The organism is Lysobacter sp. HA35 (genome assembly GCF_054061195.1).
This window is the reverse complement of sequence record NZ_JBSSDY010000001.1, coordinates 3,129,436-3,150,750: the sequence shown is the minus strand read 5'-3', so window position 1 is coordinate 3,150,750 and position 21,315 is coordinate 3,129,436. Positions and strand designations below refer to the sequence as shown.

Sequence of the window (21,315 nt, the reverse complement as noted above, 5' to 3'; positions counted from 1 at the left end):
CCGCAACGGCCGTACGTTAGCAGAGGGCGCCGCACGGTCCGCGAGCGCGAGGCTGGCCCTTACAATGACTGTGATGGACATCTTCAAAGCCTTCACGCTCGAGGCCGCGCACCGTCTCCCGAACGTGCCCGACGGGCACAAGTGCGCGCGCCTGCACGGCCATTCGTTCCGGGTGGAGATCCACGTCTCCGGCGAGCCCGGCGCGGACACCGGCTGGGTGATGGACTTCGCCGATCTGAAGTCGGCGTTCCGTCCCTTGTACGACCAGCTCGACCACCAGTACCTCAACGAGATCGAGGGGCTGGAGAACCCGACCAGCGAGCGGCTCGCGTCCTGGATCTGGGACCGGCTGAAGCCCGCGCTGCCGTTGTTGTCGGAAGTCGTGGTCCACGAGACCTGCACGTCCGGCTGCCGCTACCGGGGCCCGGCTGGCTGACGGCCGCGGCGTTTCCACGCCGCATCTCATGTTGTTTCCGTACCCAAGCGGCAGTGGCCGGCCGCCACGGCACGCTCACGTCCCTGAAACCGTGACAACGACCGATGAGCGGTTGTTGCACTGCACAACGGATGCGCCTATGCTGCAACGCACCATCAACGCTGTATCGGCCTTCAAGGCCAGGAGCCCGCCCATGTACGCACAGTTCAACGAGCAGTTCGCCGCGGCCACCCGTCAGTTCGCCGACACGGCCGCCCGCATCAACCGCCTGACCCTCGAGAACGCCGAGGCCATCTTCGGCCTGCAGCTCGCCGCCATCGAAGAGCGCAGCACCGCGACCTTCGCGTTCCTCGGCGAAGCCGCCCAGGTCCGTGACCTCGACAGCGCCAAGAACCTGTGGCCGAAGGGCGCGCAGATCGCCCGCGAGAACGTCGAGCGCGCGCTGACTACCGGTCAGGACGTCCTCGGCCGCGTCGCCAAGGTCAACGAGTCGGTCGCTCAGATCGCCAAGGGCCAGTTCGAGGCGGCGACCCGCACCGCGAACGACACCGTTCGTCAGGCGCAGGACCAGTTCTCGCAGGCCGCCAACGGCGCCGCCAAGGCGACCGAGCAGACGGTCAACGCCGCTGCCGGCAAGTCCGCGAAGTAAGTTTCTCTCTCCAGTTCCCACTGGAACCGAACCCGGCAGCTCACGCTGCCGGGTTTTTTTATGTCTGCGTGTTGGGTGATGTGCGCTCCAGACGTCCGGGCTGCATCGCGCGAAGTGCCGTGATCGACGCAGACGGGCTCGCGCGATAGCAACATCGCAACCCTGCTGGACCACCGTTGTCACGGCGCCAAAAAAGAAGCCCCCGCAATGCGGAGGCTTCGATTTGCAGCGGGTCGACTCGACTCAGAGCGGAATCTGTCGATGGATCTCGTTCGGGTCGAGCTTCGGCGGCTCGTCCAGCTTGTCGCCCAGCAGACGGCGCACTGCGACGTAGAACACCGGGATCAGAAGCAGGCCGAGGAACGTCGCGAACAGCATGCCGCCGATGACGCCGGTGCCGATGGCGTGACGCGAGTTCGCGCCGGCACCGGTCGAGATCGCGAGCGGCATCACGCCCATGATGAACGCGAACGACGTCATCAGGATCGGGCGCAGTCGCAGCTTCGCCGCTTCCACCACCGCCTGGCGCAGCGGCTTGCCGAGCTGACGCTCCGCGATCGCGAACTCGATGATCAGGATGGCGTTCTTCGCGGCGAGGCCGATGACGGTGATCAGGCCGATCTTGAAATAGATGTCGTTCGGCAGGCCGCGCATCATCGACAAGACGATCGCGCCCAGCACGCCGAGCGGCACCACCAGCAGCACCGACACCGGCACCGACCAGCTCTCGTACAGCGCCGCGAGGCACAGGAACACCACGACGATCGATAGCAGCATCAGCATCGTGGTCTGGCTGCCCGACAGGATTTCCTGGTGCGACTGCCCGGCCCAGTCGTAGCCGAAGCCCGGCGGCAGGTCGTTGTTGACGATGCGCTCCATCGACGTCATCGCCTCACCCGAACTCTTGCCTGGCGCCTGCGAACCCACGATCTCCACCGCGGCGAAGCCGTTGTATCGCGTGAGCGACGGCGCGGCTACGGTCCACTTCGAATGCACGACGTTCGACAGCGGCACCATGGCCGCGGTGCCATCGGCGGACGTCATGCCCGGTGCCGGCGTGTAGAAGTGCGCGAGCGATTCGGGCCCGGTGCGATACGGCGCATCGGCCTGCATGGTCACGTGCTTGACGCGGCCACCCTGCACGAAGTCGTTGACGTACACCGGCGCGAGCATGATCTGGATCGCGCTGTAGATGTCACCGACCGACAGGCCCATCGCCTGCGCCTGCACACGATCGACGTCGAGCTTGAGCTGCGGTGACGGCTCGAGCGTATTCGGACGCACGCCGACCAGCGTCTTGTCCTGCCCCGCCTTCGCCAGCAACGTGCCCATCGCCTGCTGCAGCGCTTCACGGCCCTGGCCGCTGCGATCCTGCAGGTACATGTCGAAGCCGCCGAACGCACCGAGGCCGTTCACGGTCGGCAGGTTGATCACGAAGATCTGCGCGTCGCGGATCGGGAACAGGTGCATGTTCGCCTGCTGGATGAACTCCGTCGCCGTCGTCTTGCGTTCGTCCCACGGCTTGAGCTTGATGAACGCCATGCCGACGTTCTCGCCCTGGCCGATGAAGCTGAAACCGGCGACCTGCATCATTCCCGCGTAGCCGTCGATCTTGTTGACCGACTGACGCACCTGCTCGAACACCGCTTCGGTACGACGCAGCGTCGCGCCCGGCGGCAGCTGCACGATCGCGAGCGCGTAGCCCTGGTCTTCTTCCGGCAGGAACGAACCCGGCATGCGCCAGAACAGGAAGCCCGTGAGCACCGCCAGCAGCGCGAACACGCCCATCCATCGCGGCGTGTGCTGCACCGCGCTGCGGATGTGGCCGACGTACGTCGTCGCCATGCGGTCGTAGATGCGGTTGAAGCCGCGGAAGATCGGGTTACGTGCGTCGTGATGCGCGCTGGGCTTGAGCAGGTTCGCGCACAGTGCCGGCGTGAAACCGAGTGCGAGGAATGCCGAGAACAGCATCGCCATCGCGATCGTCAGCGCGAACTGTCGATACACCGCGCCCGCCGAACCGGCCTGCAACGCGCTGGGGACGAACACCGCGGCGAGCACCAGCGTGATCGCGATGACCGCGCCGGTGATCTGCTGCATGGCCTTGTAGGTGGCCTCGCGCGGCGGCAGGCCTTCCTCCGTCATGATGCGTTCGACGTTCTCGATCACCACGATCGCGTCGTCGACCACGATGCCGATCGCCAGCACCATGCCGAACAGCGACAGCTGGTTGATGGTGAAGCCGAGGATCTTCATGCCCAGGAACGTGCCGAGCAGCGCGACCGGGATGACCAGCGTCGGGATCAGCGTCGCGCGGATGTTCTGCAGGAACAGCAGCATCACCAGGAAGACCAGCACCATCGCCTCGAGCAGCGTCTGCACGACTTCGTCGACCGACACCTGCACGAAGTCCGAGCTGTCGTAAGGCGAGAACCACTGCACGCCCTTCGGGAAGCTCGGCTGCAACTCGTCCATGCGCTTCTTGACCGCCGCGGCGACGGCGAGCGCGTTCTCGCCCGGTCCAAGCTGCACGGCGAAGCCGGCGGCCGGCTGGCCGTCCCACTTCAGGTCGAAGCTGTGCGCCGAACCGGTGACCTCGACGCGCGCCACGTCGCGAAGCCGCACGCTGGCGCCGTTCGGATCCGCGCGCAGCAGGATGTTCTCGAACTCCTGCGGCGTGGAGAAACGTCCTTCCGCCGCGACCGTCGCGGTGAACATCTGCGACGCCGGCGACGGCTCGCCACCGACCTGGCCCGCGGAGAACTGCACGTTCTGCGCGCGCACCGCGGCCAGCACCTCGCTCGCGGACAGGCCATAGGCCTGCAGCTTGTCGGGGTTGAGCCAGATGTGCATCGCGTATTCGCCGCCGAACAGCTGCGTGCCGCCGACGCCCGGAACGCGCGAGATCTGGTCGAGCACGTTGGATGCGAGCAGGTCGGACAGCTGGTCCTTGCCGATCGCGGGATCGGTGGAACGCAGCGCGACGACCGACAGGAAGCCGGAGTTCGCCTTCGCCACCGTGATGCCGTTACGCGTGACGTCCGCCGGCAGACGCGGGGTCGCCTGCGCGACCTTGTTCTGCACCTGCATCTGCGCGATGTCGGGATCGACGCCGGGCTTGAACGTCAGGTTCACCGACGCCGAACCCTGGCTCGACGACGCGCTGAAGTAGTCCAGCCCGTCGATGCCGGTGAGCTGCTGTTCGATGATCTGCGTGACGGCGCGTTCGACGGTCTGCGCGTCCGCGCCCGGATAGCTCGCCGACACGCCGACCTGCGGCGGTGCGATGTTCGGGTACGACTCCACGCCGAGGCCGCGGATTGAGAGCAGGCCCGCGAGCACGACCATGATCGCGATCACCCACGCGAACACGGGGTGGTTGATGAAATAGCGGGACATGGCGGATCAGCCCTTGCGCGCGACGGGCGCGGCTGGCGGCGCGGCGCCCGCAGCGGGCGTTTCCGTCCACGGCACCGGCTTGACCGCGGCACCGGGCTGCGCCTTCTGCAGGCCGGAGACGATCACGCGATCGCCCGGCGCGAGGCCTCGATCGACGATCCACTTGCCGTCCTGCTGGCGATCCGCACCGACGTCCTTGCGAGTGACCTTGTTGTCCGCGCCGACGACGTAGACGTACGCGCCCTGCGCATCACGCAGCACGCCGGCCTGCGGCACGAGGTACACGCCGTTCTGCAGGCCCAGCGTCGCGCGCACGCCGACGTAGGTGCCCGGCAGCAGGCGACGGTCGTGGTTCGGGATGCGTGCGCGCAGCGACACCGCGCCCGTGGCGGGATCGACCACGCTGCCTTCGAAGTCGAGCGTGCCGCGTTCGGTATTCATCGAACCATCGGGCAGCACGATCTGCACGTCGCGATCGGCCGGCTCGCCGCTGGTCTGCGCGCGACGCAGCTGGTCGAGTTCCGCGACCGAGATGGAGAAGTTCGCGTACAGCGGATCGATCTGGTCGACCGTGGTGAGCAGCGTCGCCGTGCCCTGCCCGACCAGCGCGCCTTCCGTTACCTGCGCGCGACCGGCGCGGCCGGAGATCGGAGCACGCACCGTCGAATAGCCGAGATTGATGCGCGTGCTCGACAACGCGGCGCGCGCCTGCTGCACGGCCGCCGCGGCGGAACGTTCGGCCGCGAGCGCGTTGTCGACATCGGACTTCGCGATGTACTGCGTCGGTGCGAGGCGACGCGCGCGTTCGGCCGTCGCATGCGCGTTCGTGTAGCTCGCCTCGGCCTGCGCGACCGCGGCCTGCGACTGGCCGGTCGCCGCGCGCAGTTCCGCCGGGTCGATCTCGAACAGTGCCTGGCCTTCGCTCACGTCCGCGCCTTCCTCGTACAGGCGACGCTGCACGATGCCCGGCACGCGTGCGCGCACGTCGGCGCTGCGGAACGGCGCGAGTCGACCGACCAGATCCTTGCTCAGCGGCAGGGCCTGCGGCGCGACTTCGACGACACCGACTTCGGCCGGCGGCATCGCGCCTCCGGGGCCCATGCCCTGCTGCTGTGCGTCGCCACCCTTGCAGGCAGCGAGGCCGAGCGACAGGACGCCGGCCGCGACGATGAGGCGCGTGTTGGAAATCATGCGGGGGCTCCGAACGAGGCTGCAGGCCAATTTGTGCACTGCGGAGTATAGCTATGCCCGAAGCGGCTGCCCGGGCGGAAAGTCATGCGCGACCACCGCGACGACGCACGGTCGACATCGGTCGTTGCATGGGCATGACACAGTCAACGCACGAAAGCGGCGCATCCGGCCGCAGGGCTGCGCGCTAGACTTCGCGCATGACCTTCACCGCCTCCACGCTCGACGGCACCAAGCCCGAGCAGTACGCGCAATTGCTCGAGCAGGCGCATGGCCTGCTGCACGGCGAGCGCGATCGCATCGCCAATGCGGCCAACCTGTCGGCGCTCGTCTACAACGCGTTGCCTTCGCTCAACTGGGTCGGGTTCTATTTCTTCGACGGCACCGAACTCGTCGTCGGCCCGTTCCAGGGGCTGCCCGCCTGCGTGCGCATTCCGCTGGACAAGGGCGTCTGCGGCGCCGCGGCGTCGACGCGCGAAACACAGCGCGTGCCCGACGTCCACGCATTCCCCGGACATATCGCCTGCGATTCGGCGTCGCGTTCGGAAGTCGTCGTCCCGCTGATCGCGCGCGACGGTTCGCTGATCGGCGTGTTCGATCTCGACAGCCCGGAACCCGATCGTTTCGACGCCGACGACCAGCGCGGCCTCGAAGCGATCGCGCACGCCTTCGTCGAATCCCTGGGCTGAGCCATGACCGACGCGCCGAAAATGCTCAACATCGGCGGCAAGTCGGCGGCGTGGCTACGACAGGTGGGCCTGCGCACCTGGGACGACGTCAACGCGATCGGCGCGGTCGATGCGTACCTGCGCGTCAAGCGTGCGGGCTTCAAGCCCAGCCTCAATCTTCTGTATGCACTCGAAGGCGCGCTGACCGGTTGCCACTGGCAGCAGGTCGACATCGAGCGCCGCGCGGAACTCACCGCGCTCGCGCAGGCCGGCGTCGCGCTGCTGCCGTCGTCGCGACGCGGCCCGCCGGCGTCGGAAGTCACGACCACGATGGGCGACGCCCACCAGCCCGAACCGGATGTCGAAGCGCCTGATGCGCTTTCGTTCTGAGCGACGCCGCGCGCGGCACCGTGCTTTCCCGTAGACTTCGCGCCGCTTTCGGGTGACCTGCGATTCGCAGGTTGAAACGGGAAGCCGGTGACGCGCACTGCGCCAGCCCGGCACTGCCCCCGCAACGGTAAGCGAGTCAATCCGCGGCATCGGCCACTGTGACGTCATGTCACGGGAAGGCGCCAAGGAGGGATGCGAAGTCGGCATCCACTCGCGAGTCCGGAGACCGGCCCGATTGTCGACTGGTTGCGATGCGGAGGGCATTGCGGCGGCTCGCGTCGCCTTGCTGCGCCGTCGTCCCGCTTCCGCCTTCTCCTCGCGATTCCTTATGACCGCACGACGTGGGGTCGTGCACGCCGGAGAAGTACCGCAATGACGTATCGCCTCATCACCCTCGCCATCGCCGCGTCGATGGCGACGCCCGCTTTCGCGGACGACGCGACCAAGCTCGACACTGTCGTGGTCACCGCGAACCGCGCGCCGGTCGCCGTGCGCGACGTGCTTGCGCCGGTCGAAGTCATCGACCGCGCCGAGATCGAACGCAGCCAGGCGCGTTCGCTGCCCGACCTGCTGCGCGGCCGCGCCGGCATTTCGATCGGCAACCAAGGCGGGCTCGGCAAGCTCACCACCCTCTTCATGCGCGGGTCCGAATCCGACCACGTGCTGGTGCTGGTCGACGGCGTTCGCATGGGTTCGGCGACGTCCGGCCTCGTCGCGTTCCAGGACATTCCGGTCGAGCTGATCGATCGCATCGAGATCGTGCGCGGCCCGCGTTCGAGCCTGTACGGCAGCGAGGCGATCGGCGGCGTCATCCAGATCTTCACCAAGCGCGATACCGGCGCGCTGACGCCGCGCATGTCGATCGGCGCGGGCAGCCGCGATACGTATGAGGCGAGCGCGGGGTTTGGTGGTCGTGTGGGACGTGGTTGGTTGGGCGCGGATTATTCGCATCAGGAGACGCGTGGGTTCGATTCGTGCCGTGGTTTCTTCGATCCGGTGACGTTCGACGGTGCCGGTTGCTTCACGAACGAACCCGATCGCGACGGCTACACGCGCGATGCGCTGTCGCTGCGCGGCGGTATCGACATCGCCGACGGCTGGAAGGCCGACGCGAACGCGCTACGCGCCGAAGGCGACAACGAATACGACGGCTTCTACAACCGCTCGAAGGTCGTGCAGCAGGTGATCGGCGGCGGCGTGACATGGACGCCGTCGAGCAATGCGTCGCTGCGACTGCAGGCCGGTCGCAACCGCGATGCGTCGGACAACTTCTCCGGCGCCACGTTCCAAGGCGACTTCGCGAGCAATCGCGACACCGCGTCGCTGCAGGGCGACTTCACCGTCGCCGAAGGGCAGCGTCTCAGCGCAGGTGCCGAGTGGCAACGCGACCGCATCGACGGCACCACGCCCTACGCGCTGAAGCAACGCATCGATCGAGCGGGCTTCGTGCAATACCAAGGCGATTTCGGTGCGCTCGACCTGCAAGCGAGCGTGCGCCACGACGACAACCAGCAGTTCGGCGGCCATTCGACGGGCAATCTGGCGTTCGGCGTCGCGTTCGCGTCGCAGTGGCGCGTCACGCTTGGAGCGGGCACTGCGTTTAAGGCGCCGACGTTTAACGAGCTCTACTACCCGTGCTGCAGTAACTCTGCGCTGCAGCCGGAAAGCTCACGCACGATCGAAGCGGGCGTCGCATGGAGCGGTGCGGTCTCCGGCGCGCGTCTCGACCTGTACCAGACCACCGTCGACGATCTGATCTCGTACAGCGCGGCCTCGCTACGTCCCGAGAACATTTCCCGCTCACGCCTGCGTGGCGCCGAGCTGAGCGGCAATACGACGCTCGCGGGCTGGACGGCATCCGGCAGCATCAGTTGGGTGGATGCGAAGAACCGAAGCGACGGCCTGTCCGGCTTCCTGCTGCCGCGCCGCGCACGCGAAAGCGCGCGCCTGGATCTGGACCACGACTTCGGCGCGTTCCGCTTCGGCATCACAGGTGCTGGCGAAGGCGCGCGTTACGACGATCTCGGCAATACGCGTCGCCTCGGCGCGTTCGCCACGTTCGACCTTCGCGCGGAATACGCGTTCACGCCCGCGCTGCGCCTGCAGGCGCGCGTGGAGAACGTGTTCGATCGCACGTACGAAACCGTCGAGTACTACCGCCAGCCGGGCCGCGGTCTGTTCGTCACCCTGCGCTACGCGCCCACGCCGTAACCGCATCGCGACCGTCGGCAGATGCCGGCGGTCGCGTCAGTGTCGCCCGGGTGCAGGCACCAGTCGCGCGAGGCGTTCGTAGTCGATCGACAGGCCGGTCATGTCCGGGCGCACCGCGCGCAATGTGCACACCAGCTCGCCGTAACTGTCGGCGAGTTGTGCGAACAAAGTGGCGTATGCATTACGTCCGCCATCGGCGATACCGGCGTACGCACTGCGGCCGATGTCGATGAAGTAGCGGACGTCGACGCGTCGTCGCTCCGCAAGCGCGGGATACAGGCCCGCGATCAACAGGCAGCGGTCGCCGACATCGCGCAATGAATCGTCGCGTGCGCGACCGGTGAGCGACTGCGCGTGCAGCCATTCGATCGCCTGCGTGCGCGCGAGCAGGTGGCCGTCGCCCTGGTGCCTGAGCAGCACGAAGACGAGGTAGCTCTCGCGCGATTCGTCCAGCGCGCAACCGGCGCGCTCGCCCGCTTCATGCACCAGCGTCTGCCACAACTCGGCAGGCGCGCCCCGACGCAATTCGACCATCCCCGGACCTCCGTCGCCAAAGACCCACAACCTGGCTATCGGCCCGCGCGGGGCCGACTGGAGACAAGAATTAACTGGCGTCCGGTGAACGCTTCGAAACCGCGACGTGCGTCAGCGGCGATAGACCCAGTGCCGCGACAGCAGGAAGCCGATCACGCCGAGGATGAACTCGACGCCCGGCTTGGCGAGCCACGCCCAGTGCAGGCCGACGCCGCGATCGATCGCGCCCAGCGACCATGTGCTGACGATGGTGGTCGACACCCACATCACCATGTAGCGCGTGAATTGCGGACCGCCCGGCGCGGTGTCGCCATCGCCGAAGGTGAAACGCCCGTTCATGCGGAAACCGAGCATCGCGCCGGCGATGCGGCCGATCACGTTCGCGATCTCGATGCTCATGCCGGCATGGCTCAGCGCGACCACGACGGCCCAGTCGACCAGCCACTGGATCAGGCCGATGGTGAGGTAGGCGCGGCTTTGTCGGCTGAGGCTCATCGTGGACCGGGTGCGGGAAGGCGCCAGCACTTTACCGGGCCGACGGTCAGGATCGGGTGGGCGGCGGTGCGGGCCAGGCCTGCACGGCGCGCGGGGGTTGCGTCTTGTTCACGCAGAAGCACGATGTCGATGCGGTTCGCGCGCAGCAGCTGGGCCCACGCGGCGCCGGTCGGGTCGGCGTCCGCCTGCATCGCCGCCGTATTCAGGCGCGGCGAATACCAGAGCGTCGTGCGCCCGCGGCCGGCGAGCTCGGCATGCGCTGCGCCGCCGAGGTCCAGCACCGTGGCGTCCGGCGCGAGTGTGCGCAGTTGCGCGTTGGCGACTCGCTCGGGCGCGTAGCGCGCAAACAGCGGCGCATCACGGCCGCCTGCGACGAGCGCGTGCTTGATGCCGCCCGTGTGCAGGATCCATTGCGAGTTGGCTTGGAACGCGAGATCGAGCACGCACAGTGCGATGCCCAAGACCGCGACGCGACGCGGCGGGATGACGTGCTGCATCGCGACGACCGCGATCGGAATCATCAACACGATCCCGGGCACAACGTACCGCGCGTAAGCGATCAGCATCATTGGCGCGGCGATCGCGAAGAGCGCGCAGACGGCGAGCACGCGGGTGCGACGGTCGATCAATGCAGCGATCGCGGCGCCCGACAGTGCGATGAGCGCGAAACCGATGCCGCCGTTCCAGCCTTCGAGGTGCGCGCGCGTCATGAAGGTCATCGACCACGGCAACGGCACGCCAGGCAACGTGTGCCAGCGTGGATCGTTGAAGTCGACCGGCGCGAAACAGGGTGAGTGGAAGAAACCGTTCAGTAGCGGCAGCACCGGGTTGCCGCAGGTCAGCGTCGCGTAGGCGTAGCTCGATCCGGCGACCGCGAGGAAGGCGAGCGTTGCGACGAGCGCTCTACCGAGGCGCATGTCCTTTCGACGCCGCCATGCGGCGATCAGCACCAGCGGCGCCGCGGCGAGCAGATGGATGGACTTGAGGCCCGCGAGCAGGCCCGCGAGCACGGCGATCGCGATCAGTCCGCACGCACCGCTTCGCGGTTTTGTCGCAAGACATGCCAGCGCGAGCATCACCGCCATCGCCGGCAGCTCGGTCTGCATGCTGCCGGCGAGTGCCGCGATGGGCGGCAGCGTGGCAACGAGTGCAACGGTCAATGCGCGCGTTGTCGCGGTCGCACCGAGCGACGCCGCAAGCCTCGATGCACCGATGACGATTGCCAGCAACCACATCGCATCGACGGCGCCGCGCGCTTCCTGCCGCGCGATCACCTGCACGATGCCCTGCACGACATCGCCTGCCCACGGCGCGAGCGCCCAGACCTGCTGCGATGCGTCGAGCGCATAGCGCCCGTGCTCCATCAATTGCCACGGCAGCCCGAGGTGGTAGGCGAGATCGTCGTACTGCAGCGTCGGCAGCCACGCGCCCGCAGAAGCGAGGCCGACGGCGAGTGCGGCGCCGCTCCATGCGCGTGGTGACTCGTCGATGGTCGAACGCCATGCGTCGCGCGTTTGGCGCAGCACGCCGAACAGCGCGTGCCGACGAACAGCGATTAACGCGACGAACACCACGACATACAACCAAGGCGAATGCATCGGCGCCGGCAGCAACCAGCCGACGACCCCGGCAATCACCGCCGCGCCGACGCAGAACGCCGTCGCGATGTCGTCGACGAACCACGTACCGATCGCGACCGCACCGGCCGCCAGCAACATCGTCGCCAGTACCGGCACCGGCCCGGCCATCACCAGCAGCGCGATGAACCCGACCAGCGCGATGCCATCCGCAATGCGGCGCCTCGCCACGCGCGCCACGCCCCACGCGATCGCCAGCCACAGCAGCGCGAGCACCAGCGATTCGCCGAACCGCGCGGCCGGCAGTGCGGCCCACATGCGGTGACCGACGAAACCCGCCACGCACGCGAGCGCGCCCGCTTCGACGAGGCGTCGGTGGAGAAGGACGCCGGGCGTCGGGGGCAGAGGCGATACGGACACGGGCGGGGATGGTAGAGGCTCGCCCGCTGCTTGGGCAGCCGCGCCTGCCGGCCGTCACCGGCGCGACCGTTAGAATCCTCCGTCCACCCTGCCGCCTGTGACCGCCATGTCCGCGCCCCTGCACGTCGTCATCCTCGCCGCCGGTGAAGGCAAGCGCATGAAATCCGCGCGCCCGAAAGTGCTGCAGCCGGTGGCGGGCATTCCGATGCTGCAGCACGTCGTCGACACCGCCCGCGTGCTCGAGCCGGCCGGCATCCACGTGGTCTACGGCCATCACGGCGAGCAGGTGCGCGCCGCATTCGACGGCCAGTCCGACCTCGACTGGGTCGAGCAGACCGAGCGCCTCGGCACCGGCCACGCCGTGCTGCAGGCGATCCCCGAAATCGATCAGGACGCGCGCGTGCTCGTGCTGTACGGCGACGTCCCGCTGATCCGCACGCATACGCTGCAGACGTTGCTCGAAGCCGAAGGCCGCATCGCGATGCTGGCCGCCGAAGTCGACGACCCGAACGGCTACGGCCGCGTGATCCGTGACGCCGCAGGCAAGGTGGCGCGCATCGTCGAGCAGAAGGACGCGACCGATGACGAGCGCCAGATCACGACGATCAACACCGGCATCCTCGTTGCCGACGCCGCGCCGCTGCATCGCTGGCTGACGCACCTGACCAACGACAACGCGCAGGGCGAGTACTACCTCACCGACGTGTTCGCCGCTGCCGCGGACGAGTTCGGCCCGGCGGAGATCGTTCTCGTCGACGATCCGATCGAAGTCGAAGGCGCGAACGATCGCTGGCAGCTGGCGCAACTCGAGCGCGCCCTGCAGCGCCGTTGCGCACATGCCCTGTGCGTGGCCGGCGCGACGCTCGCGGATCCGAATCGTTTCGACCAGCGCGGCACGGTGCGCGTCGGTATGGATGTGTCGATCGATGTCGACGTCATCCTCGAAGGCGAAGTCGAACTCGGCGACGGTGTGCGCATCGGACCGTTCACCCGGCTGAAGGACGTCAAGCTCGGCGCGGGAACGGTAGTGCGCGCGCACTGCGATCTCGAAGGCGTGGTCGTCGATGGCGCCGCACAAATCGGCCCGTACGCGCGACTTCGCCCTGGCACCGTGTTGGCCGACGGCGTGCACATCGGCAACTTCGTCGAAACGAAGGCGACGACCATGGGCATCGGTAGCAAGGCCAACCACCTCGCCTACGTCGGCGACTCGGTGGTCGGCAGCAAGGTCAACATCGGCGCGGGCACCATCACCTGCAATTACGACGGCGCGAACAAGCACCGCACGACGATCGAGGACGGCGCATTCATCGGCTCGAACTCGTCGCTCGTGGCGCCCGTCGTGATCGGCGCGAACGCGACCGTAGGCGCGGGCTCGGTGATCACCAAGGACGCACCGGCGGGTGAGCTCACCGTCGGCCGCGCGCGCCAGGCCACGCTGGAAGGCTGGCAGCGCCCGACCAAGACGCCGAAGTGAGCGACGGGTTCATCGTCAGCACCGATCGGGCACAGGTCGATGTCGACCTGGTGCATCGCTGGCTGTCGACGCAGTCGTACTGGGCGCCCGGCATTCCGCGCGAGACCGTTCAGCGATCGGTCGACAATTCGCTCTGCTTTTCCGGTCTGCTCGATGGTCGGCAAGTCGCGTTCGCGCGCGTGGTCACCGACTTCGCGACGTTCGCCTATCTTGCCGACGTATTCGTGCTCGACGAGGTACGTGGCCGCGGCTATGGCACGCAGCTGATGGATGCGGTGTTCGCGCATCCGCAGTTGCAGGCCCTGCGCCGGTTCATGCTCGCGACCCGCGATGCGCATGCGCTGTACGCGCGCTACGGATTCACGCCGCCAGTTAAGCCGGCATCGCTCATGGAGCGCTACTCGCCCGACATCTACACGGCGACGCAGCCAGGCTGATCAGGCCGGAAGCGTCATCGATACGCACAGCCCGCCATCCTGACGATTGGCGAGCGACACGCGCCCGCCGTGCGCCTCGGCGATCTCGCGAACCAACGCCAGCCCCAGGCCCGTGCCGTTACGCTTGGTCGAATAGAACGGCAGCAGCGCATTCGCGAGCACCGCCTCGTTCATGCCGTGTCCGCGATCGAGGACGTCGATGCGCCATGCATCGGGCAGGCGTCGCAGCATCAGCTCGACGCCGTCATGTGTCGAACCGGATTCATGCGCGTTCTTGAGCAGGTTGAGCAGCGCCTGCTCCATCTGCGCGATGTCGATGCGGGCAACGCCGTCGATGGTCGTCTCGCCCTTGAACGGCACCTGCGCCTGCAACTGCGCGAGAAAGCGCGACCACTCGACCGTCTCCAGCCGCGGCGCCGGCAGCTTGGCGAAGCGTGCGTATTCGCGGATGAAGCCTTCCAGGTGACGTGCGCGTTCCTCGATGGTGGACAACGCGATCGGCAGCCGCTCGTACTGTCCGCGACGCACCAGCTCCGCGCCCGAATGCGCGAGCGATGCAATCGGTGCGAGCGAGTTGTTGAGCTCGTGCGAGATCACGCGAATCACCTTCTTCCAGGTCTGCACTTCCTGCCGGCGCAGCTCGGCGGTGAGCTGGCGGAGCAGCACGAGTTCGTGTCGACCACCGTTGAGGCGGAAGTGACGACGCGAGAGGTGGTAGATGTCCTCGTCGTCGTCATCGCCGACGGTGAACATCGCGTCGCCGCCGCGCTCGAAGGCATCGCGCAGCGCTTCGGGTGATTCGGCAAGCAGGTCGTCGAACGTGCGGCCTTCGAGGCGACGGCCTTCGCCGAGCATGCGACGCGCGGCGAGGTTCGCATGCACGACATGGCCGGATGGCCCGACCAGCACCATCGACACCGGGGTGTTCTGCACCATCGTGTCGAGCAGCAACTCGCGCTGCACGAGCGCGACGCGTTGCTCGCGCAAAACGTCACCGAGTGCATTGTGGCTGTCGACGAGCTCCTGCAGCTCGCCATCGCCGTTCCAGGTGATGCCGAAGCTGAAGTCGCCGTCGCGATAGCTGGCCACTGTGCCGGCAAGCGCGCGGAACAGCGAACGCATGGGCGCGAGCACGCGACGCACGTGGTAGGCGAGTAACGGCAGGTCCACCAGCACGCCGAGCAGCATCGACACGCCGAACGCATGAAACACGTAGCGGTACAGCGCCAGCGCGAGGGTCGACGCGACCAGCGCATGCAGCGCTGCGACCAGCGTGAATGCTGCGGTCAGCGGGAGGCGGCGCCGGCGCACTTCGCGCGCTCCAACAAGTCGTGGCAATGGCGGCTCATGGCCGCGCGATTCCCAGCCGCTCCATGCGGCGATAGAGCGCCTGACGGCTCAGGCCGAGGTCAGACGCAGCCTGCGCGACCACGCCGGCATGGCGGGTGAGTGCCGCTTCGATACCCGCGCGGTCCGGTTCGTCATTGGTGACGGCGACGACCGGCGTCGGAAGACCGAGATCACGCGCTTCGATGGCATCACCGCGTGACAGCAGTGCCGCACGCTGCACCACGTTGCGCAGCTCGCGCACGTTGCCAGGCCATGCATGCGCGAGCAGGGCGCGCTCGGCATCGGCCGCAAAACGCCTGCCGCGCGGCAGGAAATGGCGCGCGAGCGGAATGATGTCGTCGGTGCGCTCGGCGAGCGCGGGCACACGCACTTCGACCGCGTTGAGTCGATAGAACAGGTCCTGCCGGAACTGGCCCGAAGCGATCATCGACGGCAGGTCCGCATTGGTGGCGCTGACTACGCGTACCTTGACCGTGCGCTCGCGATTTCCGCCAAGTCGTTCGAAGCGCCCGGTTTCCAGCACGCGCAACAGTTTCACTTGCCCGGCGGGCGGCAGCGTGCCGATCTCGTCGAGGAACAGCGTGCCGCCGTCGGCGGCTTCGAACTTGCCTTCGCGTGCTCGCGTGGCGCCGGTGTACGCGCCCGCTTCGGCGCCGAACAGTTCGGCTTCGATCAATTCGCCCGGCAGCGCGCCGCAGTTGAGCGCGACGAACGGGCCGTCCTTCACTGCCGAGTTCGCATGCACGATCTCCGCGAATTTTTCCTTGCCCGCGCCATTCGGGCCCGTGATCAGCACGGGCAACTCGGAGCGTGCGACCTGGCACGCGAGCGACAACGCGGCTTCGGTCATCGCATCGGCGAACACGACGTCACGCAGGTCGAACTCGCGCGTGAGTGCTTCGCGACGACGGCGTTCGGACGACAGTCGACGCCCGATCTCCTGCCGCGCCTGCGACAGCTCCAAAAGGTTGTTGACCGACGCCATCAGGCGCCGGTCGTCCCACGGCTTTCCGAGGTAATCCGCTGCACCCGCGCGCACCAGATCCACCGCGGCGTCGAGATGCGTCCACGCCGTGAGCAGGATCACCGGCAGGTCCGGATGCCGCGCGCGGATTTCGGCGAACAGCGCGCGGCCCTCCTCGCCCGACGTGGTGTCCGCATGGAAATTCATGTCCTGCACGACCAGGTCGACCATCTCGCGATCCAGCAGCGCGAGGCCTTCCTGCGGCGACGACGCCGGCACCGTCTCGATGTCGTGCAGCGAGAACAGCACCTCGAGCGCGGTCGCCACCGCGGGGTTGTCGTCGATGACGAGCACGCGGGCCATCAGTGCATCGCTTCCCGGTGCTCGAATCGATCGTGGTCGGACATGATTTCCCCTGCAGGCATCAGGCGCTGCGCGTGGCGATGGCCGGCGGAACCGCGGCCGCGCGCGACGCCGGCCCGTACACCGCCAGTATGCCCAAGCCCCACAGCGTCAGCATGCCGTAGCCGAGATACGGCAGTGGCAGGCGCGGCAGTTCGAGCTTGCTGACCAACACCTGGTTCAACGCGAGCGCCAATGCGACACCGATGACCACGCCGACGGTGGTGATCATCGCGTTCTCGACGAGGAAGTAACGCAGGATGTCGAGCTTCGTTGCGCCCAGCGCGCGGCGCACGCCGATCTGCTTGCGACGCTGCGTCACCCACAGACTGGCGAGGCCGACGATGCCGCTGCCCGTGACCAGCAACAGGCCGATCGTCACCGCGATCAGCATGCCGGCCACGGCGTGCTCGCTCTGGTAGCGACGCGCGCGATATTCGTCGGTCGACCGGTTGCTGGTCATGACGCGGTCGTTGCGCAGCTTGCCAAGCGCATCTTCGGCAGCACGCATCACGCGATCCCGTTGACCGGGCGCGGTGCGCACTGCGTAGCTGCCCTCGCTGACGAGGTAGCGCACGGGCAACACGAAACCGCTGTAGGCGTTATCGGTGCGCTGCGCGAACGGCGACATCAGCTGGTCGATGACACCGACCACGCGCAGCGGCACCGCTTCACCCCCCGCGCCCAGCGACACCGGGCGGCCGACGTACGACGTCGCGTCAGGCCACAGCTTCTTAGCCATCGTCTTGGTGACGATCACGCTGTCGGCGGCGAGCTGGCCGGTGTCCGGGTCCACGGTGCGCACGTCGTCCGGCGTGAAATCACGGCCTTCGATGATCTTGACGCCGAGCGTCTTGGTCAGCGAATCGGGCGTGAAGTACGCGGCGCCCGCGGTGCCCGACGCGTCGTCCTGCGGCGTGGTGGTGAGGCCCAGGCCCCAGCCGCTCTGCGTCATCGGGAACTGGTTGATCCACGCGGCGTCGACTACGCCCGGAATCGCGCGCAGCGTTTCGACGTCGCGCTTCTGCATCGCTTCCTTGTCGGTGGGCTTACCGATCGTCTGGAAGTCGATATAGAACGTGTTCGCTTCGTCGAGCCCGGTGGGCCGGTTCGAACGCGCGACGCGGTCGTTCACGATGTACAGCGCGTTGGCGATGATCGCGAGCGTGAGTGCGATCTGCGCGGCGATGAGCACGGCGCCGGTCTTGCTGCGCAGGAGCGCGGACAGAATGGGACGGATTTCCATGATGTTCTCCGCTTACTGCGACTTGAGCTGGACGGCGGGACGCACCTGGCAGGCACGCCAGGTGGGCAGCAGGCCGGCGAGCAGGCTGGCGGCCAGCGACAGGCCGATCGCCGTGCCGAACATCACCCAGTCCATGTGCGCCATGGCCTTGATCTGCGTGGACTGCCGCGACATCAGCGCGAGGATCGCGAAGGTCAGCGCGACGCCAAGTCCACCACCGACCAGTCCGACCACGCCCGACTCGGTGAGGTACTGCTTGAAGACTTCGATGCGCGGCGCACCTAGGGCGCGACGCACGCCGATCTCGCCGCTGCGTGCGGTGAACTTGGCGAGCAGCAGGCCGATCACGTTGACCAGGCAGACCAGCAGGAAGCCGAACGCGAGCCAGGTCTGCAGGCGGCTGTCGTCGCTGACGACTTCCTGCTTGTCCAGCCATTCGGTCACGTTGTAAATGCGATTGTTGAGCGGGCGCTCGAAACGGCCGAGCTTCTTCTGCTCGCGTGCGTAGTCGTCGAGGTACTGCTTGTAGCTGGCGCGATCACCGGGGCTCGCGAGTTCGGCCCAGAACTGCACCCACACGCATTCCGAATCCATCAGACCCTGGTAGCCGGGCTTGATCTCGCCGTTGGAATTGCATTCGACGCTTCCGTTCGGATCCATCTCCTTGCCGATCGCGTTGTTGAACGGGATGAACACGTCCTCGAACGCCAGCGTGTTGCCACCTACGAGCCGGTAGAACTTCGGCAGCGGCTCCCAGCGGTCGATGACGCCGGTGACGCGGTAGTCGCGGTTGTCGAAATGGATGGTGCGGCCGATGGCATTCGCCTCGCCGAACACACGACCGGCGAGCGATTTGGAGATCACCGCGACGTCGCCGCCGCGGCTGTCGTCGCTCGCGCTCCATGCACCGCCGGCGGCGAACGGCACGTCGAACATGCCGAAGAAGTCGTTGTTCACCGCCACGCCTTCGACGAGTTCGGGGCGTGCGTCCGGCTTGTCACTGGCGACCGCGCCGCCGATACCGAGCACCGCAGTCGAATGCGGCGTCTTGCCCGATGCGCGCAGCGCCATCGCATCGCGATAGGTGAGCTGCGTGGGCGGATCCTTGCTGGGGTTGGGCTGCTGCAGCGGTGCGTTGTCGAGCAGCGGCACGATCAGGCGCGAGGACTTCTGCGGAATCGGATCACCGCTCATCGCATACAGCAGCGTGAGCGACGACATGCTCGCCGCGACGCCGACGGCGAGCGTCAGCACCATCAATGCGGTGAGCACGGGGTTGCGCCGCAGGTTGCGGACGCCGAGCTTCAGGTAGTAACTGAACATGGCGATGTCCTCAGGCGGAAGCCTGCATGTCCGGATGCGTGACCGCGTGCAGCGCGGACGCCGCGCTGATGTCGGTCACCAGTCCGTCCATGATGTGGATGTTGCGCTGCGCACGCGCGGCGAGTTCCGGATCGTGCGTGACCATCACGATCGTCGTGCCCTTCGCGTTGATCTCCTCGAGCAGTTCCATGACACCGCGCGCCATCTGCGAATCGAGGTTGCCCGTCGGCTCGTCGGCCAGAAGAAGACGCGGGCTGCCGGCGAGCGCACGCGCGATCGCAACACGCTGCTGCTGACCACCGGAGAGTTCGGCCGGGAAATGCTTCATGCGCGACGACAGCCCAACCTGCCCCAGCGCTTCTTCGATGCGCTTCTTGCGATCGGCCGACGACAGCTTGCGATAACGCAGCGGCACGTCGACGTTGTCGAACAGGTTGAGGTCGGGAATCAGGTTGAAGCCCTGGAAGATGAAACCGATCTTCTCGTTGCGCAGCTTGCTGCGCTGGCCGTCGTTGAGGCCGCGCGTGTCGACGCCGTCGAGCTTGTAGTCGCCGCCGGTGAAATCCTCGAGCAGGCCCGCGATGTTGAGGAAGGTCGTCTTGCCCGAACCCGACGGGCCGGTCACTGCGACGAACTCCCCTTCGCGCACGTGGATGTCGAGCCCGCGCAGCGCATGCGTCTCGATCATGTGGGTGCGGTAGACCTTGCTGAGCTGGCTCATGTGGAGCATCGGGACGTCCTCGACTGCGGATTCGAAGGGGAATTAGTTGGAGATGGAGATTTTTTCGGCGTCGCCGAACAGGTCGCTGCCTGCGACCACGATGCGGTCGCCCGGCTTGGCGCCGTCGAGCAGTTCGACGGCCGAAATGCTGGTCGCGCCGACGCGGATCGGGCGCTTGGTCGCGCTGTTGCCGTCGACGAAGTACGCATAGCGACCGCCCGCGGCATCGACGAACGGGCCACGCTCGACCATCACCACGTTCGGGCGCTCCTCGATCAACACGCGCGCGTTGACGCGCTGGTTCTGGCGCAGGCCCGGCGGCTGCTTGCCGTCGACGAAGCGGACACGTGCGAGCACTTCGCGGTTCACGACTTCCGGCGAGATCGACGAGATCGTCGCGTTCGCGGTGTTCGCGCCGACCTGTACCTGCGCGGTCATGCCGAGGCCGAGGTCTTCGGCATAGGTTTCCGGCACTTCGAGTTCGACTTCGAGGCGCGACAGATCGACGACCGTGAGCAGCGCAGCGTTCGCCGGCACCACCGCGCGATCAGCAACCAGCGTCGTGCCGATGACGCCATCGATCGGAGCGCGCACTTCGAGCTCGTCGACGCGACGCTGCGCTTCGATCACGACCAGTCGCTGGCGTTGCGCTTCCTGTGCGCTGGTCTGCACGCTGAAGCCGGCGCTGGTGCCGGTGAGCTGCGCGGCCTGGATCGCGTTGCGCGAGCGGATCTGCGCGGTCTTGAGTGCGTCCTGCGCGCGAAGGTAGTCGATCTCGGCCAGCGCGCCGCCCTTGAAGCCGCGTTCGATGCGCTGCAGGTCGCGCTCGGCGGACTGCAGCGCGATCTGCGCTTCGTCGGCTTCCTTGCGCGCGTCCAGCCGCGAACGCGAGGCCGCGATGCGCGCGGTGCCGGTCTGGGATTCGAGCTGCTGCAGCGTCGAACGCTCACGCGCCAGCTCGCTTTCGAGTTCGGGCGACACCAGCCGGGCCAGCACGTCGCCCTTCTTCACCTTGTCGCCGGCGTGCTTCTCGAACACCACCGTGGACGCGACTGGCGCGTACAAGGTCGGGCTGACCGCGGCGACCACGCGGCCGTTGACCTGCGCGTCGCGCACCAGCGTGCCGCGGGTGACCTCGGCGATGCGCAGGCGCTGCACGTCGATCGACCGCGAGCCGGTGAAGCGCGCGGCGACGCCGAAAGCGAGCACCAGCGCGACCACGGCGACGCCGCCGACGAGGTAGAGGCGGCGCCGGCCGCGGCCGGGTTCGGTGGTTGAAACCTGCACGTCCTGTGCGGAGGTGTCGCGAATGGCCATGGGATCGACAAAAAAAGGAAGGGCTTTGCCAGCGGCTTTAAGCAGGCATCGTGCCAACCGTAAGCCCTTGATCCGAAACGCTGGATTCCGAACGCACGCCGTCCGCGGACA

18 protein-coding genes and 1 riboswitch are annotated in these 21,315 nt (G+C 67.4%); of the genes, 7 read left to right on the top strand and 11 right to left on the bottom strand.

Translation table 11 applies throughout. The features are described from left to right. Positions 1 to 73 precede the first annotated feature (73 nt). Together queD and ACVWZN_RS15375 are read left to right on the top strand one after the other, a co-directional pair. Complete coding sequence (gene queD, locus ACVWZN_RS15380; RefSeq protein ID WP_456954576.1) at positions 74 to 436, top strand: 6-carboxytetrahydropterin synthase QueD; 363 nt, start codon at positions 74 to 76, stop codon at positions 434 to 436. 193 nt (positions 437 to 629) lie between these two features. After that, positions 630 to 1,085 carry a phasin family protein gene (locus ACVWZN_RS15375; RefSeq protein WP_456954575.1) on the top strand — a complete coding sequence of 152 codons (456 nt, stop codon included), beginning with the start codon at positions 630 to 632 and terminating at the stop codon, positions 1,083 to 1,085. Between the two features lie 243 nt (positions 1,086 to 1,328). Here ACVWZN_RS15375 and ACVWZN_RS15370 read toward each other — a convergent pair whose 3' ends face one another. Both ACVWZN_RS15370 and ACVWZN_RS15365 read right to left on the bottom strand, forming a co-directional pair. Then, complete coding sequence (locus tag ACVWZN_RS15370) at positions 1,329 to 4,484, bottom strand: multidrug efflux RND transporter permease subunit (protein WP_027083827.1); 3,156 nt, start codon at positions 4,482 to 4,484, stop codon at positions 1,329 to 1,331. A gap of 6 nt (positions 4,485 to 4,490) precedes the next feature. Beyond that, a complete protein-coding gene (locus tag ACVWZN_RS15365; RefSeq protein ID WP_456954574.1) occupies positions 4,491 to 5,675 on the bottom strand; it encodes an efflux RND transporter periplasmic adaptor subunit in 1,185 nt (394 codons plus the stop codon). Between the two features lie 197 nt (positions 5,676 to 5,872). On the opposite strand from ACVWZN_RS15365, the gene ACVWZN_RS15360 reads away from it, so the two are divergent. The 3 genes from ACVWZN_RS15360 to btuB all read left to right on the top strand — a co-directional run bounded on the left by ACVWZN_RS15360 (position 5,873) and on the right by btuB (position 8,941). Then, positions 5,873 to 6,361, top strand: a complete 489-nt coding sequence (locus tag ACVWZN_RS15360; protein WP_456954573.1) for a GAF domain-containing protein — start codon at positions 5,873 to 5,875, stop codon at positions 6,359 to 6,361. A 3-nt stretch (positions 6,362 to 6,364) separates the two neighbouring features. Beyond that, entirely contained in the window at positions 6,365 to 6,730 is a 366-nt protein-coding gene (locus ACVWZN_RS15355; protein ID WP_036143195.1) for a TfoX/Sxy family protein, read from the top strand. Positions 6,731 to 6,763: 33 nt separating this feature from the next. Continuing rightward, a riboswitch (cobalamin riboswitch) is annotated at positions 6,764 to 6,979 on the top strand. Between the two features lie 123 nt (positions 6,980 to 7,102). Continuing rightward, positions 7,103 to 8,941, top strand: a complete 1,839-nt coding sequence (gene btuB / locus ACVWZN_RS15350; RefSeq protein WP_456954572.1) for a TonB-dependent vitamin B12 receptor — start codon at positions 7,103 to 7,105, stop codon at positions 8,939 to 8,941. 36 nt (positions 8,942 to 8,977) lie between these two features. Here btuB and ACVWZN_RS15345 read toward each other — a convergent pair whose 3' ends face one another. The 3 genes from ACVWZN_RS15345 to ACVWZN_RS15335 all read right to left on the bottom strand — a co-directional run bounded on the left by ACVWZN_RS15345 (position 8,978) and on the right by ACVWZN_RS15335 (position 11,967). Then, positions 8,978 to 9,475 (bottom strand): hypothetical protein, encoded by a 498-nt coding sequence (locus ACVWZN_RS15345; protein WP_456954571.1) that lies wholly within the window; start codon positions 9,473 to 9,475, stop codon positions 8,978 to 8,980. A gap of 111 nt (positions 9,476 to 9,586) precedes the next feature. Next, the gene (locus ACVWZN_RS15340; protein ID WP_456954570.1) at positions 9,587 to 9,970 is read right to left on the bottom strand and encodes a GtrA family protein; all 384 of its coding nucleotides are present in this window, start codon (positions 9,968 to 9,970) and stop codon (positions 9,587 to 9,589) included. Next, positions 9,967 to 11,967 carry a hypothetical protein gene (locus ACVWZN_RS15335; protein ID WP_456954569.1) on the bottom strand — a complete coding sequence of 667 codons (2,001 nt, stop codon included), beginning with the start codon at positions 11,965 to 11,967 and terminating at the stop codon, positions 9,967 to 9,969. Before ACVWZN_RS15335 ends, ACVWZN_RS15340 begins: the two co-directional genes overlap by 4 nt. A gap of 106 nt (positions 11,968 to 12,073) precedes the next feature. On the opposite strand from ACVWZN_RS15335, the gene glmU reads away from it, so the two are divergent. Together glmU and ACVWZN_RS15325 are read left to right on the top strand one after the other, a co-directional pair. After that, positions 12,074 to 13,444, top strand: coding sequence for a bifunctional UDP-N-acetylglucosamine diphosphorylase/glucosamine-1-phosphate N-acetyltransferase GlmU (gene glmU / locus ACVWZN_RS15330; protein ID WP_456954568.1), 1,371 nt, complete (start codon positions 12,074 to 12,076; stop codon positions 13,442 to 13,444). Next, positions 13,441 to 13,881, top strand: a complete 441-nt coding sequence (locus tag ACVWZN_RS15325) for a GNAT family N-acetyltransferase (protein ID WP_456954567.1) — start codon at positions 13,441 to 13,443, stop codon at positions 13,879 to 13,881. Before glmU ends, ACVWZN_RS15325 begins: the two co-directional genes overlap by 4 nt. On the opposite strand, the gene ACVWZN_RS15320 is transcribed toward ACVWZN_RS15325, so the two are convergent. The 6 genes from ACVWZN_RS15320 to ACVWZN_RS15295 all read right to left on the bottom strand — a co-directional run bounded on the left by ACVWZN_RS15320 (position 13,882) and on the right by ACVWZN_RS15295 (position 21,204). After that, entirely contained in the window at positions 13,882 to 15,192 is a 1,311-nt protein-coding gene (locus ACVWZN_RS15320; RefSeq protein WP_456954566.1) for a sensor histidine kinase, read from the bottom strand. A gap of 34 nt (positions 15,193 to 15,226) precedes the next feature. Next, on the bottom strand, positions 15,227 to 16,558 hold the full coding sequence (locus ACVWZN_RS15315; protein ID WP_456954565.1) for a sigma-54-dependent transcriptional regulator: 1,332 nt from the start codon (positions 16,556 to 16,558) through the stop codon (positions 15,227 to 15,229). Positions 16,559 to 16,619: 61 nt separating this feature from the next. Then, a complete protein-coding gene (locus tag ACVWZN_RS15310; protein WP_456954564.1) occupies positions 16,620 to 17,843 on the bottom strand; it encodes an ABC transporter permease in 1,224 nt (407 codons plus the stop codon). A gap of 12 nt (positions 17,844 to 17,855) precedes the next feature. Then, entirely contained in the window at positions 17,856 to 19,166 is a 1,311-nt protein-coding gene (locus ACVWZN_RS15305; protein WP_456954563.1) for an ABC transporter permease, read from the bottom strand. Between the two features lie 10 nt (positions 19,167 to 19,176). Then, positions 19,177 to 19,896 carry an ABC transporter ATP-binding protein gene (locus tag ACVWZN_RS15300; RefSeq protein ID WP_027083838.1) on the bottom strand — a complete coding sequence of 240 codons (720 nt, stop codon included), beginning with the start codon at positions 19,894 to 19,896 and terminating at the stop codon, positions 19,177 to 19,179. A gap of 33 nt (positions 19,897 to 19,929) precedes the next feature. Then, positions 19,930 to 21,204 (bottom strand): efflux RND transporter periplasmic adaptor subunit, encoded by a 1,275-nt coding sequence (locus ACVWZN_RS15295; RefSeq protein WP_456954562.1) that lies wholly within the window; start codon positions 21,202 to 21,204, stop codon positions 19,930 to 19,932. Between the last annotated feature and the right edge of the window lie 111 nt (positions 21,205 to 21,315).